The sequence below is a fragment of the Rhodoplanes sp. P11 genome, assembly GCF_964266735.1.
Taxonomy (GTDB): Bacteria; Pseudomonadota; Alphaproteobacteria; order Rhizobiales; family Xanthobacteraceae; genus Rhodoplanes; species Rhodoplanes serenus.
The window spans coordinates 881017-895078 of sequence record NZ_CAXWGY010000001.1 but is presented as its reverse complement, the minus strand read 5'-3'; the positions used below and the strand labels follow the sequence as shown (position 1 = coordinate 895078).

Below are 14062 nucleotides of genomic sequence, written 5' to 3'. Positions count from 1 at the left end.
CACTTGTTATAATTTGGTACCGTTATGCTTTTATTGGCTTCGCCATCGCGGCTGTCAAGCCGTCGGAGGCTGCGGCGGGCGGCCGCCCGGCTCTGCGGCGCGACGGCGGGTCGTCTGTTGGATGCGTTCGACGATGTCGGGCGGCGGCGTGCGCGCCTTCATGGCCTTGGCGTCGACGAATACCGAGACGAACTCACCCTCGAAGCAAAGAATGCCCTCCTGGACTCCGGCGACCACCAGGGTGATCGAGCGGTGCCCCAGCCGCTTCATGATCACCTCGCAGACGAGCGGATGGCGCGGCGTCACCGGCGCGCGGAAGTCCATCCGCATATGGACGAAGGGCGTGCCGAGGCCGCGGTCGATGTTCAGCTCGTACCAGTCGAAGCCGGCATGGTGCTTCCACCACGCCTCGATCGCCTCCAGACACCACGCCGGGATGCGCGCCGTGTAGGCGATCGCGGCCGGGTCGCAATCGCCGAAACGGACCGTGACGGTATGGACGAATGAGGTCGTCTGCTCGGCCTCGGTGAGCAGGTGCAGGCGCGGCGAGCGCTCGCCGCCGGTGTGATGCGCCGTCATGCGGCGCTCCGCGAAGCGGCAGCACCCCGCGAAGCGGCAGCACCCCGCGACGCCGCGCGAAGCAGCACGCACATGTCGATCGTCGCCGTTCTCATGCCGCGCTCTCCTCCTGTCCGGCCCACAGCTCGGCACCCAGCGCGACCGCCGCGGCGGCGCTCACGCGGCGCCGGTACTTCGGCGTCGCCACCGTGGTCTTGACGGCGTTGCAGCCCTTGCGCACCGCCTCGGCGAGCGGCCCGGCGATCTCCGCCCACGGCCGTCCCAGCATGGTGTCGAGGTCGGGCACCAGCACGGGCGCCGAGGCGATGCCGGTCAGTGCCACGCGCAGGCCCGCGAGCCCGTCGCCGGACCGCCGCAGCGACATGGCAATGCCGGCCAGCGGGAAGTCGATGGAGTCGCGGACCCGCACCTTGCGGTAGCCCGTCGACGCTCCGTCGGGCGGCGGAACCCGGATGGCGGTGACGACCTCGCCCGGCTCCAGTGCCAGATGAGTGCGTCCCTCCTCACGGAACAGATCGGCGAGCGGCAGATGCCGCGTGCCATCGCGTCCCGCCGTCTCGACCGTGGCGCCGAGCACCAGCAGGGCCGGCGCGACATCGCCCGCATAGACGGCGTAGCAACGCTCGCTCTTCTTCACGACGTGGCAGGTGTCGCCGCGCACCTTGAGGCAATAGCTGTTGGCGGCGCGCCACCATTCGCTCTGGTTGACGAACACGCAGCGGGTGTCCTGACACAGGTTGCCGCCGAGCGTCGCGGCCTCGCGGTGGGTCGGCCCGGCGACCGCAGCCGCGGCCTGTGCCAGCGCCGGCCAGCCGGCCCGCACGCGCGGATCATCGCCCAGTCGGGCGAGGTCCACGGTAGCGCCGAGCACGAGCCCGTCGGCACCAACGTCGATCCGATCGAGCCCGTTGATCGACGTGAGATCGACCAGCGCCGGCGGGGCGCCCATGCCTCGACGCAGATTGACCAGCAGATCGGTGCCGCCGGCGAGCGGCCGCCCGCCCGGCGTGGCGGAGAGCGTCGCCACGGCCTCGGCGAGCGAGGCCGGGCGGTGCAGACGAAACGGCGGCATCAGCGTCGTCATGACGCGGTCCTCTCCTTGGCCTCGATCAGATCGGCAACGCGCTCCGGCGTCAACGGCACCGCATGTGCCCGCACCCCGGCCGCATGATGCACGGCGTTCATCAGCGCGCCGATGCAGCCGGCCAGCGGCCCCTCGCTCGCCTCCTTGGCGCCGAATGGCCCGTTGGGATCGAGGCTCTCGACGATATGAACCTCGATGTCGGGGCTCTCGGCCATGGTCGGAACGCGATAGTCGACGAGGTTGGTAGCGAGGCCCCGCCCCTCGTCCCACCGCGTTTCCTCCGACAACGCTTGACCCATGCCCATCCACACGGCGCCGTGGATCTGTCCCTCGACAGCGAGCGGATTGAGCGCGCGGCCGACATCGGCCGCGACCCACACCTTGTGCACCGTCACCCGCGCGGTGACCGGATCGACCGAGCACTCCACCACCTGGGCTGCGTAGGAGAAGCCCATCGAGGCCCCGATGGCGCTGCCACGGATCGCCTTGTCGCCCTGGTATTCCTTCGGGCAGGTGAAGGTGCCCTTCACCGTGATGGTGCCGGTGTCGATCAGCGCCTCCTTGACCACATCCGAGAACGACAGCCCCAGATCCTGGCTGTGGGCGACCCGGAACGACTCGCCCAGGCACTCGATCTCCTCGGGCCGCGCCTCCAGCCGGCGGGCCGCCGCCGCCACCAGAATCGCCTTGAGGCTCTCGGCCGCCTGGATGGCCGCGTTGCCGACCATGAAGGTAACGCGCGACGAATAGCTGCCGTTGTCCTTCGGCGTCAGGGCGCTGTCGGTGCTCACCACGCGCAGTCGGCTCCAGTCGCAGCCGAGCACCTCGCCCACCACCTGGGTGACGATCGTGGAAGACCCCTGACCGATGTCGGAGGCGCCGGTCAGGATGGTGATGCCGCCATCGAAATCGAGCTTGAGATTGAGCACGGCATGCGGCTCGCCGGTCCAGTGCTTGGGGGTCGAGGTGCCGGAGACGAAATGCGAGCAGGCGAGCCCGAGGCCGCGCCCCGGCGGCATGCGGTCGCGCCGCTCACGCCAGCCGGACGCGGTCTCGACCCGGTCGAGACAATCTCCCAGGCCGTAGCTCATCACCTTCTGGCCCATCAGCGTGGTGGCCGGAGCCGTGAGCAGATTGGTCCGGCGAACCGCGAACGGATCGAGCCCCAGCTCCGCCGCCATCTCGTCGAGCAGCGCCTCGAAGGCGGCCCGCATGTCGACCGTTCCGTGGCCACGCATGGCGCCGCACGGCGGCAGATTGGTGTAGACGCGCCACCCGTCGTACTTCACCGCCGGCAGGTGATAGAGCCCGTGCAGCAGCGCGCCGGCGTACAGGATGGTGATGATCCCGTAGCCCGCATAGGCGCCGCCGCGCTGAGTGCACTCGGCCGCGCACGCGGTGATGCGCCCGTCGCGTGTCATCCCGATCTCGAGCGTGATGTCGGCCTGCGGACGGCCGCGATGCGTCAGGAACGTCTCTTCCCGCGAAAGCTGAAGCCGCACGGTGCCGCCCGCCTTGCGGGCCAGCAGCGCCGCGATGATCTCGAAGCCGAGCGCCTCGGTGCGCGCCCCGAAGCCGCCGCCGAGGAACGGCTTGACGACCCGGACGCAGGCGGTGTCCATCCCCAGGCACTGGGCCACGGTGAGGTGGACGTAATAGGGCACCTGCGTGGTGGAGTGCAGGGTCAGCCAGTCGCGCTCGGGATCGTACTCGGCGAGCGTGGCGTTCAGCTCCAGATGGGCGTGGTTGACCTCGGCGAAGGTGAACTTGCGCTTGCGCACCAGATCGGCGGCCGCGAGGCCGGCGGCGACATCGCCGAACTCGTTGTGAACCTCGCGCTCGACATTGTCGGGCTTGTTCTCGTGCAGCAGAGTGGCCCCGGGCGCCCGCGCCTTGGCACTCTCGAAATAGGCCGGCAGCGGCTCGATCTCGACCGCGATCAGAGCGAGCGCCTTGGCCGCGGTCTCCTCGTCGACGGCGGCCACCGCCGCCACCGGCTCGCCGCGGTAACGCACCTTGTCGCGCGCCAGCGGATATTCGTTGCGAGCGATCGGCAGCACCCCGAACGGCACGGCGCAGTCCGCCCCGGTCACCACCGCCACCACGCCCGGCAGGCGTTCCGCCGCCGTGGTGTCGATGCGCCGCAGAATGCCGTGCGGCACTGGGCTGCGCAGAATGCGGCCGACGAGCGCGCCGAGCGCCGGCAGATCGGCCGTGTACTTGGCCCGGCCCGTGACCTTCTCGACGCCGTCGACGAGCGGCGTCGGTCGTCCGATCCGCGGCGGTCGCGTCAGGGTGCTCATCGGGCCGCCTCCGCCTCGGCGGCCGGGCCGGCAGCGGCGCGCACCGATTCGACGATCTTCACATACCCGGTGCAGCGGCACAGATTGCCGGACAACGCCGCGCGGATGCGCTCTGGCGTTGGGTCCGGATCGCGGCGCAGCAGCGCCTCTGCCGCCATGATCATGCCCGGCGTGCAGAACCCGCACTGGGCCCCGAGCTTCTCGTGGAACGCCTGCTGGAGCCGGCTCATGCGGCCACTGCGCGCGAGCCCCTCGATGGTCTCCACCCGGCGGCCGGCGACCTGGTGAGCCAGGGTGGAGCAGGCGAGCCGCGGCCGGTCGTCCACCAGCACCGTGCAGACACCGCATTCGCCACCATCGCAACCCTGCTTGGTGCCGGTGAGACCGCACACCTCGCGCAGATAGTCGACCAGCAGCATGGTCTCGTCGACGAGATCCTGTCGCGCGCGTCCGTTGAGGGTGATCATCAGGATCGCCTTGACGCGCGGCGCGGCGCCGCCTTGGTCCTCATCTTGTGGGGCGAGCATCATGGCACCTCCTCCTCGGCCATCCGGCGCAGGCGGAAGCGCTGGATCTTGCCGGTCGCCGTCTTCGGCAGTTCGTCGACGAAATGGATGCGGCGCGGAAACTTGTAGGGCGCCAGCGTCGCGCGGCAGCATTGCGTCAGTGTCTCGGCCAACTCGTCGCCCGGGCGCACGCCGGCGCGCAGCACCACCCAAGCCTCCGGCTTGTCGAGCCCGACCGCATCGGGCACGCCGACGACGGCGGCCTCCAGCACGGCGGGATGCTCGACCAGGCAGCTCTCGATCTCGATCGGCGAGCACCAGATGCCGCCCACCTTCATCATGTCGTTGCTGCGACCGCAGTACTGGAACCAGCCTTCGCCGTCGCGCCGATAGGTGTCGCCGGTGTCGAGCCATTCGCCCAGCATGGTGGCGGCGGTCTTCTCCGGATCGTTCCAGTAGCACGCCGCGGTCGACCAGCCCTTCACCTGAAGGCGCCCGCTCTCGCCGGCCGGCACCTCACGGCCAGCGTCATCGACGATGCGCACGTCGTAGCCTGGCACCGGAATGCCGCTGAAGCCTGGTCGTGCATCGTGCGGCCGATTGGCGATGAAGATGTGCAGCGCCTCGGTGGAGCCGATACCATCGAGGATCACCGTGTCGGTGCGCTCCTTCCAGCGGCGGAACACCTCGGCAGGCAACGGCTCGCCGGCCGACACGCACAGGCGCAGCGAGGAGAGATCCGGGCTCGTGGTCTCCAACGCCTGGAGCTGGGCGGCGTAGAGCGTCGGCACGCCATGGAAGAGCGTCGGGCGGAACTTCTCGATCACCGCGAAGGTGTTCTCGGGTGTCGGCTTGACGTCGAGCAGCACCGTCGATGCACCGGCCCACAACGGCACCGTGTTGCTGTTGCCGAGACCATAAGCGAAGAACAGCTTCGACGCCGAGAAGCAGACATCGTCCTCACCGATGCCCAGCACCTCGCGCCCGAACCACTGGCTGGTGACCACCATGTCGCGGTGGCGATGCACCGCGGCCTTGGGACGCCCGGTGGAGCCGGAAGAGTACAGCCAGAAGCACGGCGCCGTCGCCGACGCCGGCACGGCATCGAGGTGATCGGCCGCAGCGGCGGCGAGCGGCACCAGCGTCCGCCCCTCGCCCTCCATGGGCAGCGCCACTGCGGGACCCGGCACCGCGGCCGCGATCGCCGGCACCACCTCGTCGGCGAATTCCGGGCTCCACACCATGGCGGCGCAGCCCGAATGCTCGATCATGCCGCGGTAGTCGTCTGTCCGCAGCATGGTGTTCAGCGGCACCGGCACGATGCCGGCCTTGATGGCGCCCCAGAACAGGAAGAAGAACTCGGGACAGTCCTTCACCACCATCAGGACACGATCGCCGGGCGCGACCCCGAGCGACCGCAGCGTGTTGCCGAAGCGGTTCACCCCCGCAGCCAGATCCGCATAGGTGACGGTGCGGCCCGAGACGGTGCGCAGCGCCACCTTGGCGCCCCGCCCCTCGTCGAGATGACGGTCGATGAACGGCACGGCGACGTTGAACCCGTCGCCGAACACGATGGCGGCAGGCGACACCGTCGGATCGACCGAGAGCGTCGGCGAGATCAGCGGCTTCACGAGTTCGGCTCCTCCCCCTCAGCATTGTCGTGGCACCATCGGACCCGCTTCACAGCCCGAGATGGCGAGCCAGCGCATCGTCGTCGGGCGCGAGCCCGGCGGTCGCTCCATCGAGCACGATGCGGCCCTTGACCATCACCAGGGCGCGATCACAGAGCGCCAGCAGATCTTTGACGTTCTTGTCGACCAGCAGCGTCGCGATGCCAGCCTCGCGAATGGTGCGGATCACCGCCCAGATTTCCTTGCGGATGAGCGGGGCCAGCCCCTCGGTGGCTTCATCCAGGATGATCAGATCCGGATTGGTCATCAGGGCGCGCCCGATGGTGATCATCTGCTGCTCGCCGCCGGAGAGCTGGTTGCCGAAATTGTTGCGCCGCTCGGCGAGCCGCGGAAAGGTCTCGAGCACGCGCTCGTAGGTCCAGACACGCCGGCCGTCGACACCAGGACGCGCCGCCATCACCAGGTTCTCGCGCACCGTGAGGTTCGGGAACACACCTCGACCTTCCGGCACCAAGGCGATGCCCTGGCGCGCGATGCGGTGAGGGGGCGCTGCCGTCATCGGCTGTCCGTTGATGCGCACCTCACCCCGGCTCGGCGACACCAGCCCGAGAATCGTGCGCAGCGTTGTCGTCTTGCCCATGCCGTTGCGGCCGAGCAGGCACACGGCCTCCCCACGGCCGACCGTCAGCGACACGCCGTGCAGGATGTGGCTGGAGCCGAGATGCGTGTGCAACCCGACCGCCTCGATGATCGGGGTCGCACTCATGCGGCGTGCTCCTCGCCCAGATAGGCGGCCTGAACGGCCGGGCTGGCCCGCACGGCCTCCACGCTCCCGGTCTCCAGCACGGCGCCGTTGACCATCACGGTGATGCGCTCGGCAATGGAGAACACCGCGTCCATGTCGTGCTCGATCAGGATCAGAGTGTGGTCCGTCGCGAGGCGCTTGAGCAGATCGACCACCCGGCGCGACTCTTCGATCCCCATCCCGGCCAGCGGCTCGTCGAGCAGCAGCAGATCAGGCCCGGTGGCCAGCGTCATGCCAATCTCGAGCTGCCGCTTCTCGCCGTGGCTCAGGGTGCCGGCCGCTGCTCCAGCGCGGGCTTCCAGTCCACACAGCGCCAGCGCACGCTCGGCGCGCTCACCGATCTCGCCGTAGCGGCTCGCCGGCTTCACCAGGTTCAGCCAGCCGGGCAGCCGCGCCTGTGCGCCCAACCGGCAGTTCTCCAGACAGGTGAGTTCGGGAAAGATGTTGGTCTTCTGATAACTGCGGCCGATGCCGAGATGCACGCGGGCATGCACCGGCAGCGCCGTGATGTCGCGTCCCTTGTAGAGGATCGTGCCCTCGCTCGGCGGCAGATCGCCCGACAACAGATTGATGGTGGTGGTCTTGCCGGCGCCGTTGGGTCCGAGGATCGCATGCACGACCCCAGCCTCGAAGGAGAGCGACACGGCCGAAACCGCACGCAGCCCCCCGAACCGCCGCGATAGCCCGCGCGTTTCGAGGATCGGCTCACGCATCGCCAGCCCCCTCGCGCGCAACCTCCGCACCTTTGCTCACGGCAGACTGCGCACCGGGTCTGCGCAGCCGCTGCAACCAGCGGAGCGCCCCGATCCGACCGGCGAGGCCGATCAGGCCGGACGGAAGGACCAGCACCACGGCGATGACGAAGAGGCCGACGAAGAGCTTCCAGTGGACGGTGAGATCGGCGAACCAGTCCTCCAGCAGCACCAGGGCGGCCGCACCGATGACCGGCCCCACCAGCGTCCCCATTCCGCCCAGAATGACGACGATCAGAACCGTGGCCGACTCGTGCCAGTTCACATGCGCCGGGCTGATGAATCCGCTCCGCACAACCTCGAGGAAGCCGGCCAGCCCGGCGAGCAGCCCAGCGATGACGAAGGCCGCGAGCTTGTAGCGCTGAACGTCGTGGCCGAGCGCCCGGGTACGGCCCTCGTTGATGCGGATGCCGCGCAGCACCTGCCCGAACGGTGCCTTCGACACCATGAACAGGGCCGCATAGACGAAAACCAGGCAGGCGAGCGCCACATAGTAGAACACCATGCGGTCGGCGAGATCGAGCAGGGTGACACTGCCAATCGCCAGCTCGGGCTTGGCCGCGAGGTTGACGCCATCGGCGCCACCCCAGAAGGCGACGTCGTGGAAGAAGAAGAACACCATCTGGCCGAGCGCCAGCGTGATCATGATGAGATAGATGCCGCTGGTGCGGACACTGATCCAGCCGATGACGAGCGCCGTGGCTCCGGCCGCGCCCAGTGCGGCGACGAGCAGCGTCGGCAGATCGACGATGCCGGCCTTGTTGACGAGCGCCGCCGTGACATAACCGGCAGTGCCCGAGAACGCGGCGTGCCCGAGCGTGACGAGGCCGGTGTAGCCGACCAGGAGATCGAGGCTCATGGCGAAGATCGCCAGCACCACGATCTTGGCGACCAGGCGAACATAGAAAGTATCCCCGACCAGCGGGAACAACGCAATGCCGAGACACAGCAACGCGAACAGGATTGGCAGCACGAGAGGTCGATTCGGCATCGCTCAGCGCCCCGCGAACAGGCCGTTGGGCCGCCACGCCAGGACCAGCGCCATCAGCGCATAGACGACGGCACCGCCCGCGCCCGGCAGCAGCACGGCCCCGAAGGTGTCGGCGAGGCCGATCAGCATCGCACCCCAGAAGGCGCCCATGATCGAGCCGACTCCCCCGATAACGACGACCACGAAGGAGACGATGAGAATCTCGTCGCCCATGCCCGGGTGCACCGACGACACCGGCGCGGCGATCATGCCGGCGAAGGCCGCCAGCCCGATGCCGAGCCCGAACACCACCATGAAGAGACGGTCGACATTCAAGCCCAGAACTTGCACCATCTCGCGGTTGGTTGCACTCGCACGGATCATCATGCCGAGCCGTGTGGTCTTGATCACCGCCGCGAGCACGACCGCGGCAGCCAGGCAGGCGACCGAAATGAACAGCCGGTAGATCGGATAGGACTGCGTCTCGGTGAGCACGACCGAGCCGGACAGGAGCGGCGGCACCGCCACGCCATGCACATCGTTGCCCCACAGGATGGCACGCAGCTCGCCGATCACCAGGATCAGACCGAACGTGAACAGCACTTGGTAGAGATGATCGCGATGGTACAGATGCGTGAATCCGATCCGCTCGACCACGAGGCCGAGCAGAACGCTGATCGGCACGCCGATCAGGATCGCCAGCGCGAAGCTTCCGGTGACGGTGCTCAGCCAGAACGCCAAGTAGGCACCGACCATGTAGAAGGCGCCGTGCGCGAGGTTGACGACGCCCATGATGCCGAACACGAGCGTGAGCCCGCTGGCGACCAGGAACAGCAGGAAGCCGTACTGGACCCCGTTCAGGATCTGGATCAGATAGGAGATGCTCGCATCCATGCCGAAGCTGCCGTCAGGTCCGATCGAAAGGAGGGCGGCGCACGTCGACGCCGCGGTCGAGGCCGAACCGCCCGGCCGCGTCACCGTGCACCACCGCCCGGCCGGGGTGTCGGTCGGGCGACGATCTCGGCGAGCGCCGGGCAGCATCGCGCCGCCGCCGACAGGAAAGCCGGCCGCCGGCGCGCCGCGTCAGGCCTTGCAGCCCGTCGCCGGGTCCTCGACGGCCTTGCCGGCAATTCCGATCACCACCTCCTCGCCATTGCGGACCTGGCGCAGGTAGACGTCCTGGATCGGGTTGTGCGATCGCGACAGGCGGAAGCGTCCGCGCGGGCTGTCGATCTCGGCACTCCGCATGGCCTCGATCAGTCCCTTCTTGGCACCGATGTCGCCACCGACGGCGGCGAGGCCCTGTGCGAGCAGCGAGGCCGAGTCATAGCCCTGGACCGCGAACACGTCAGCCTTCCGTCCGGTCGCTTCTTGGAAGGCGCTGCGGAACTTGACGTTCAGCGGATTGTCGAGCGCGTGCGCATAGTGGAGCGTGGTCTTGATGCCCTCGGCCGCCGCCCCGGCGCCGACGAGGACGCCGTCGGTGAGAAAGCCAGGGCCATAGAGCGGAATCTTGCCCTGCAATCCGGCCGCTGCGTAGTCCTTGATGAACTTCAGCGCGCCGCCGCCCGAGAAGAACGCATAGACGGCATCCGGCTTGAGCGCGGCGATCTCGGTGAGGTAGGCCTGGAACTCGTCCTTCGGGAAATCCGGCATAAACTCCTTGACGACGCGCCCACCGCCAGCCGTGAAAGACTCCTTGAATCCGCCCAGCATCTCCTTGCCGGCGGCGTAGTTCCACGAGATCAGCACCACGTCGCGGTGCCCGTCCTTGAGCATCACGTCACCGCAGGGATGGTTCGCCTGCCAGTTCGAGAACGACGTGCGGAAGACATTCGGCGCGCACAGCTCGCGGGTGATGCGGTTGGAGCCGGCGTTCGGCACGATGGTGAGAATGCCCTCCTCGCGGGCCACCTGCACCATCGCCTCGGCGACGCCCGAGTGAACGGTACCGACCAGCACGTCGACCTTGTCCTTGATGATGAGCTTGGCGGCGTTGTCCTTCGCCTTGGGCGGCGACGACTCGTCGTCGGCCCGAACGAACTCGACCTCGGCGCCTCCGAGCCGATCGCCGAACTCGGCGAGCCGGAGCCGAAAACCATCGGTGATGTTGTGGCCGAGCGCTGCGTAAGTGCCGCTGTAGGGCAGCATCAGGCCGACCTTGATGCGCCGCGGCGCTGCCCACACGGGGCGCGGCAGAACGCTCCCTGCGGCCCCTGCCGCCGCCACCGCGAGCAACTGGCGCCGGCTCAATCCGACATTCAAATCGGCCATGGGCTCCTCCTCATCATGGGTTCCCTCCAATCATTTGTTCTTGTCCCGTGACGGGCGTCGCCGACATGCATCCGGGATGCGCGCCGGAGCGATGACCGCCCGTGCTCGGCATTCCCAATCTCTCAATAGACGTAAAGAAGTACCGCAATGCTCCTATACCGTCAAGACGTCTTGACGACCAGCCGGCATGACGGCGCACAACACCTCCGGCCGACTACGCCCACGTCCCGACGGGTGGGCTTGAAGTAGATGCAAATCAGTACTATTAGGTGTGAATCACGGCTCGGACGATCCATCCCCCCGACGATCCAACCTGGTCAGCACGATGCCCCAGAAGAAAGCCGTCAGCGCGCCCAAAGCCGTCGGCGCGCCTGCCGAGATCGTCATCGACTCGGCCGACTCCACCGACCTCAAGTCGATCGTTCGCCTGGACGCCCTCACCACCGGCAACGCCAAGCCGAAATATTGGAAGCACCTGCTGGAGGGATCGCGCGCCCATCCGGATCAGCAGTTCTTTCTCGTCGCACGCAAGGGGACGAGCCTGACAGGCTTCATCGTCGGCGAGATCCGGGCCTGGGAATTCGGATCGCCGCCATGCGGCTGGGTGTTCGCCATCGCGGTCGACCCGGACCACCGGCTGGGCGCGGTCGGCAGTCGCCTGTTCGATGCCGTCTGCCAGCGGTTCCGCAAGGCCGGCGTCACCAAGGTCCGAACCATGATCGCCCGCGACTCGCAGCTGATCATGTCGTTCTTTCGCAGCCAGGGCATGATGGCCGGGCCCTTCATCGAACTCGAGAAGGATCTCGACGAATGAAGCTGCAAGTTGCGACGCGGCACGCCCTGTTCGCGGTGCTCGAACTGGCGGCGCAAGCGGATCGTCAGATCGCCGCTTCAGACATCGCCGAGAAGTACTCGATATCGCCCAACCATCTTGCCAAGGTGCTGCGCACGCTCGGCCGTGCCGGCATCGTCGAAGCCTCGCGCGGCGTCGGCGGCGGCTACCGATTCTGCGGCAATGCCAAGCGACTCAACCTGCTCGACATCATCGCGGTGTTCGAACCGATCGGACCGGCGGCCGGTGGACGGGAGGCCGGCGACGACACGCGCGAGGGTCGCGCCTTGCGGCTGGTCATGAACGAGATCGAGGACAGCACGCGCGCGACGCTGTCGTCCATCACCATCGACACCATGCTGAAGATCGTCCGCCGGACCACGCCCTCCACAGCCGGCGCACCGCTGCGGCGCGCCGTGGTGGCTCGCTCCGCCTAAGGTGCGAGCCGCCTAAATATACTGGCCGGCATCCACGCGCAGCACCTGCCCGGTGACGAAGGCCGCGTGGTCGGAGAGCAGGAACAACACCGCGGCCGCGATGTCGTCGACGCCCGGCAGCCGCCCGAGTTGACTCTCGTCGAGCGCCTTGCAGCGAATCTCCTCCGGCAACCGCATCGTCATCTCGGTCATCACCATGCCGGGGGCCACCGCATTGACAGTGACGCCCTTCGGCCCGAGCTCGCGAGCCGCCGTCTTGGTCAGCGCGACGAGTCCGGCCTTGGAGGCCGCGTAGTTCGCTTGGCCGAACTTGCCGCGCAGGCCGTTGATCGACACCAGGTTGACGATGCGGCCGCCGCCCGCCGCAATCATGCCGGGCGCCACGGCACGGATCAGGTTGAAGGCGCCGGTGAGGTTGACCTGCAACACCGACTGCCACTCCTCGTCGGTCATCCGGACGATCGAGCGGTCGCGGGTGATGCCGGCATTGTTGACGAGCAGCGAGACCGGGCCGCCGACCGCCGCGATGGCAGCCGCGACCGATGCGGAGTCGGCAACATCGACCGCGTGCAGGATGGCGCCCGGCGACACCTCGTCGCCGGCCCGGTCGAACACATGGACCACCGCTCCGCCCGCCACCAGGCCGTCGACGATCGCCCGCCCGATCCCGCGCACCCCGCCGGTGACGACCGCCGTCCGGCTCCGAAAGCTCCATGCTGGCTCGATCGCCATGCCCGCCCCTTGACATATCGGCTTTACGGCATTTAGGTACTCTAATGTGCTTATTGGGTCAAGGCATGCAGCGGGGATGTGTGACGTGAGCAGCAGCACCACGGTTCGGCCGATCACGGCGGCCGATGTCGAGGCGGTGATCGCGCTGGACCAGCAGGTGTCCGGTCGATCGCGTCGCGGCTTCTATCAGAAACGGTTCGCCGCCTTCCAACGCGATCCATCCGCCTTTGTCTGGCTGGTCGCCGTGCAGGGCGACACGCTTGCCGGCTTCGTCTCGGCGCATGTTCTCGACGGCGAGTTCGGCGAGACCGCACGCACGGCCGTCGTCGACGCCATCGGCACCCACCCCGACCATCGTGGCCAAGGGCTCGGCCACACCCTGATGGCGGCGCTGGAGGGCGCGCTGCGGCCGCGCAACGTCAAGGCCATGCGATCCGAAGCGGATTGGACCGAGCAGGACCTCGTGCGCTTCTTCGCCAAGGCCGGCTTCCAGCTGGCACCGCAGATCGTTCTTCAGTGCGCCTGTCATCAGGCGCCGAGCCAGTGAGGGCAGCCCCGATGTCCACCGTCGAAACTGATTTCAGTGATCCATCCGGCGACGATATCGAAGCCCTTGCGCGCGATCGCATTCCGGTCCGCTCGATGACCGAGAACGACCTGCCCCACATCGTGGCGATCGATCGCAAGCTCGACACGGCACGCCGCGACCGCACCGCATACTACCGCCGCAAGCTCTCGGAGATGCTCACCGAGAGTGGTGTGCGCGTCTCCCTGGTGGCGGAGATCGATGGCCAGTTCGCCGGCTTCGTGATGGCGCGCGTCGACTACGGCGACTATGGCCGAACTGCTCCCTCCGCCGTGCTCGACACCATCGGCGTCTCGCCCGCCTTCCAGCACCGGCGCGTCGGCGCGGCACTCGTCAGCCAGCTCCTGCTCAACCTGCGCTCGCTGAACGTCGAGACCGTGTATACCCGGGTCGGCTGGAACGACTTCGACCTGCTCGCCTTTCTCGAGCGGAGCGGCTTCTCGCCGGCGCAACGGCTGAGCTTCCACCGACCGCTGTGACCCGGCGGCACGGCGCGCCGTGCCGCCCGTCCGAACCGCGAGCCCGGGCTCCCGATCCCCCTCTCCGGGGCCCGGGGCCCGGGCTTTCGCGT

General features: G+C 68.2%; 15 protein-coding genes. 4 read left to right on the top strand and 11 right to left on the bottom strand.

The features are described 5' to 3' along the window. Positions 1 to 54 precede the first annotated feature (54 nt). The 10 genes from ACFQUV_RS04030 to ACFQUV_RS03985 all read right to left on the bottom strand — a co-directional run bounded on the left by ACFQUV_RS04030 (position 55) and on the right by ACFQUV_RS03985 (position 10904). Complete coding sequence (locus tag ACFQUV_RS04030) at positions 55 to 579, bottom strand: thioesterase family protein (RefSeq protein ID WP_129610566.1); 525 nt, start codon at positions 577 to 579, stop codon at positions 55 to 57. A gap of 91 nt (positions 580 to 670) precedes the next feature. Beyond that, positions 671 to 1663, bottom strand: coding sequence for a 4-hydroxybenzoyl-CoA reductase subunit beta (gene hcrB / locus ACFQUV_RS04025; RefSeq protein WP_129610565.1), 993 nt, complete (start codon positions 1661 to 1663; stop codon positions 671 to 673). Next, entirely contained in the window at positions 1660 to 3966 is a 2307-nt protein-coding gene (gene hcrA, locus ACFQUV_RS04020; RefSeq protein ID WP_129610564.1) for a 4-hydroxybenzoyl-CoA reductase subunit alpha, read from the bottom strand. The genes hcrB and hcrA overlap by 4 nt, the downstream gene beginning before the upstream one ends. Then, the gene (gene hcrC / locus ACFQUV_RS04015; RefSeq protein WP_244601672.1) at positions 3963 to 4496 is read right to left on the bottom strand and encodes a 4-hydroxybenzoyl-CoA reductase subunit gamma; all 534 of its coding nucleotides are present in this window, start codon (positions 4494 to 4496) and stop codon (positions 3963 to 3965) included. The genes hcrA and hcrC overlap by 4 nt, the downstream gene beginning before the upstream one ends. Beyond that, on the bottom strand, positions 4493 to 6103 hold the full coding sequence (locus tag ACFQUV_RS04010; RefSeq protein WP_244601671.1) for a benzoate-CoA ligase family protein: 1611 nt from the start codon (positions 6101 to 6103) through the stop codon (positions 4493 to 4495). Before ACFQUV_RS04010 ends, hcrC begins: the two co-directional genes overlap by 4 nt. Positions 6104 to 6152: 49 nt before the next feature. Next, complete coding sequence (locus ACFQUV_RS04005; RefSeq protein ID WP_129610563.1) at positions 6153 to 6869, bottom strand: ABC transporter ATP-binding protein; 717 nt, start codon at positions 6867 to 6869, stop codon at positions 6153 to 6155. Further along, entirely contained in the window at positions 6866 to 7621 is a 756-nt protein-coding gene (locus ACFQUV_RS04000) for an ABC transporter ATP-binding protein (RefSeq protein ID WP_129610562.1), read from the bottom strand. Before ACFQUV_RS04000 ends, ACFQUV_RS04005 begins: the two co-directional genes overlap by 4 nt. Continuing rightward, the gene (locus ACFQUV_RS03995; protein ID WP_378394209.1) at positions 7614 to 8651 is read right to left on the bottom strand and encodes a branched-chain amino acid ABC transporter permease; all 1038 of its coding nucleotides are present in this window, start codon (positions 8649 to 8651) and stop codon (positions 7614 to 7616) included. Before ACFQUV_RS03995 ends, ACFQUV_RS04000 begins: the two co-directional genes overlap by 8 nt. A gap of 3 nt (positions 8652 to 8654) precedes the next feature. Beyond that, complete coding sequence (locus ACFQUV_RS03990; protein ID WP_129610560.1) at positions 8655 to 9524, bottom strand: branched-chain amino acid ABC transporter permease; 870 nt, start codon at positions 9522 to 9524, stop codon at positions 8655 to 8657. A gap of 189 nt (positions 9525 to 9713) precedes the next feature. Next, positions 9714 to 10904 carry an ABC transporter substrate-binding protein gene (locus ACFQUV_RS03985; RefSeq protein WP_129610559.1) on the bottom strand — a complete coding sequence of 397 codons (1191 nt, stop codon included), beginning with the start codon at positions 10902 to 10904 and terminating at the stop codon, positions 9714 to 9716. Between the two features lie 325 nt (positions 10905 to 11229). On the opposite strand from ACFQUV_RS03985, the gene ACFQUV_RS03980 reads away from it, so the two are divergent. Further along, positions 11230 to 11718, top strand: a complete 489-nt coding sequence (locus tag ACFQUV_RS03980) for a GNAT family N-acetyltransferase (RefSeq protein WP_129610558.1) — start codon at positions 11230 to 11232, stop codon at positions 11716 to 11718. Then, the gene (locus ACFQUV_RS03975) at positions 11715 to 12173 is read left to right on the top strand and encodes an Rrf2 family transcriptional regulator (protein WP_111384698.1); all 459 of its coding nucleotides are present in this window, start codon (positions 11715 to 11717) and stop codon (positions 12171 to 12173) included. Before ACFQUV_RS03980 ends, ACFQUV_RS03975 begins: the two co-directional genes overlap by 4 nt. 12 nt (positions 12174 to 12185) lie before the next feature. On the opposite strand, the gene ACFQUV_RS03970 is transcribed toward ACFQUV_RS03975, so the two are convergent. Then, complete coding sequence (locus tag ACFQUV_RS03970) at positions 12186 to 12905, bottom strand: SDR family oxidoreductase (protein WP_129610557.1); 720 nt, start codon at positions 12903 to 12905, stop codon at positions 12186 to 12188. Between the two features lie 85 nt (positions 12906 to 12990). Between ACFQUV_RS03970 and ACFQUV_RS03965 the strand changes: the two genes are divergently transcribed. Both ACFQUV_RS03965 and ACFQUV_RS03960 read left to right on the top strand, forming a co-directional pair. Continuing rightward, positions 12991 to 13452: a GNAT family N-acetyltransferase gene (locus ACFQUV_RS03965; protein ID WP_165364077.1), complete on the top strand. Its 462-nt coding sequence runs from the start codon at positions 12991 to 12993 to the stop codon at positions 13450 to 13452. A gap of 95 nt (positions 13453 to 13547) precedes the next feature. After that, positions 13548 to 13970, top strand: coding sequence for a GNAT family N-acetyltransferase (locus ACFQUV_RS03960; RefSeq protein WP_207211550.1), 423 nt, complete (start codon positions 13548 to 13550; stop codon positions 13968 to 13970). Positions 13971 to 14062: the final 92 nt, after the last annotated feature.

What these genes read in the sequence shown, in the direction of transcription:
- ACFQUV_RS04000 (WP_129610562.1), bottom strand. Translation starts at nt 7,621, where the DNA reads ATGCGTGAGCCGATCCTCGAAACGCGCGGGCTATCGCGGCGGTTCGGG.
- ACFQUV_RS03970 (WP_129610557.1), bottom strand. Translation starts at nt 12,905, where the DNA reads ATGGCGATCGAGCCAGCATGGAGCTTTCGGAGCCGGACGGCGGTCGTC.
- hcrC (WP_244601672.1), bottom strand. Translation starts at nt 4,496, where the DNA reads ATGATGCTCGCCCCACAAGATGAGGACCAAGGCGGCGCCGCGCCGCGC.
- ACFQUV_RS03990 (WP_129610560.1), bottom strand. Translation starts at nt 9,524, where the DNA reads ATGGATGCGAGCATCTCCTATCTGATCCAGATCCTGAACGGGGTCCAG.
- ACFQUV_RS04030 (WP_129610566.1), bottom strand. Translation starts at nt 579, where the DNA reads ATGACGGCGCATCACACCGGCGGCGAGCGCTCGCCGCGCCTGCACCTG.
- ACFQUV_RS03975 (WP_111384698.1), top strand. Translation starts at nt 11,715, where the DNA reads ATGAAGCTGCAAGTTGCGACGCGGCACGCCCTGTTCGCGGTGCTCGAA.
- ACFQUV_RS03995 (WP_378394209.1), bottom strand. Translation starts at nt 8,651, where the DNA reads ATGCCGAATCGACCTCTCGTGCTGCCAATCCTGTTCGCGTTGCTGTGT.
- ACFQUV_RS03960 (WP_207211550.1), top strand. Translation starts at nt 13,548, where the DNA reads ATGACCGAGAACGACCTGCCCCACATCGTGGCGATCGATCGCAAGCTC.
- ACFQUV_RS03985 (WP_129610559.1), bottom strand. Translation starts at nt 10,904, where the DNA reads ATGGCCGATTTGAATGTCGGATTGAGCCGGCGCCAGTTGCTCGCGGTG.
- ACFQUV_RS03980 (WP_129610558.1), top strand. Translation starts at nt 11,230, where the DNA reads ATGCCCCAGAAGAAAGCCGTCAGCGCGCCCAAAGCCGTCGGCGCGCCT.
- hcrA (WP_129610564.1), bottom strand. Translation starts at nt 3,966, where the DNA reads ATGAGCACCCTGACGCGACCGCCGCGGATCGGACGACCGACGCCGCTC.
- ACFQUV_RS04005 (WP_129610563.1), bottom strand. Translation starts at nt 6,869, where the DNA reads ATGAGTGCGACCCCGATCATCGAGGCGGTCGGGTTGCACACGCATCTC.
- hcrB (WP_129610565.1), bottom strand. Translation starts at nt 1,663, where the DNA reads ATGACGACGCTGATGCCGCCGTTTCGTCTGCACCGCCCGGCCTCGCTC.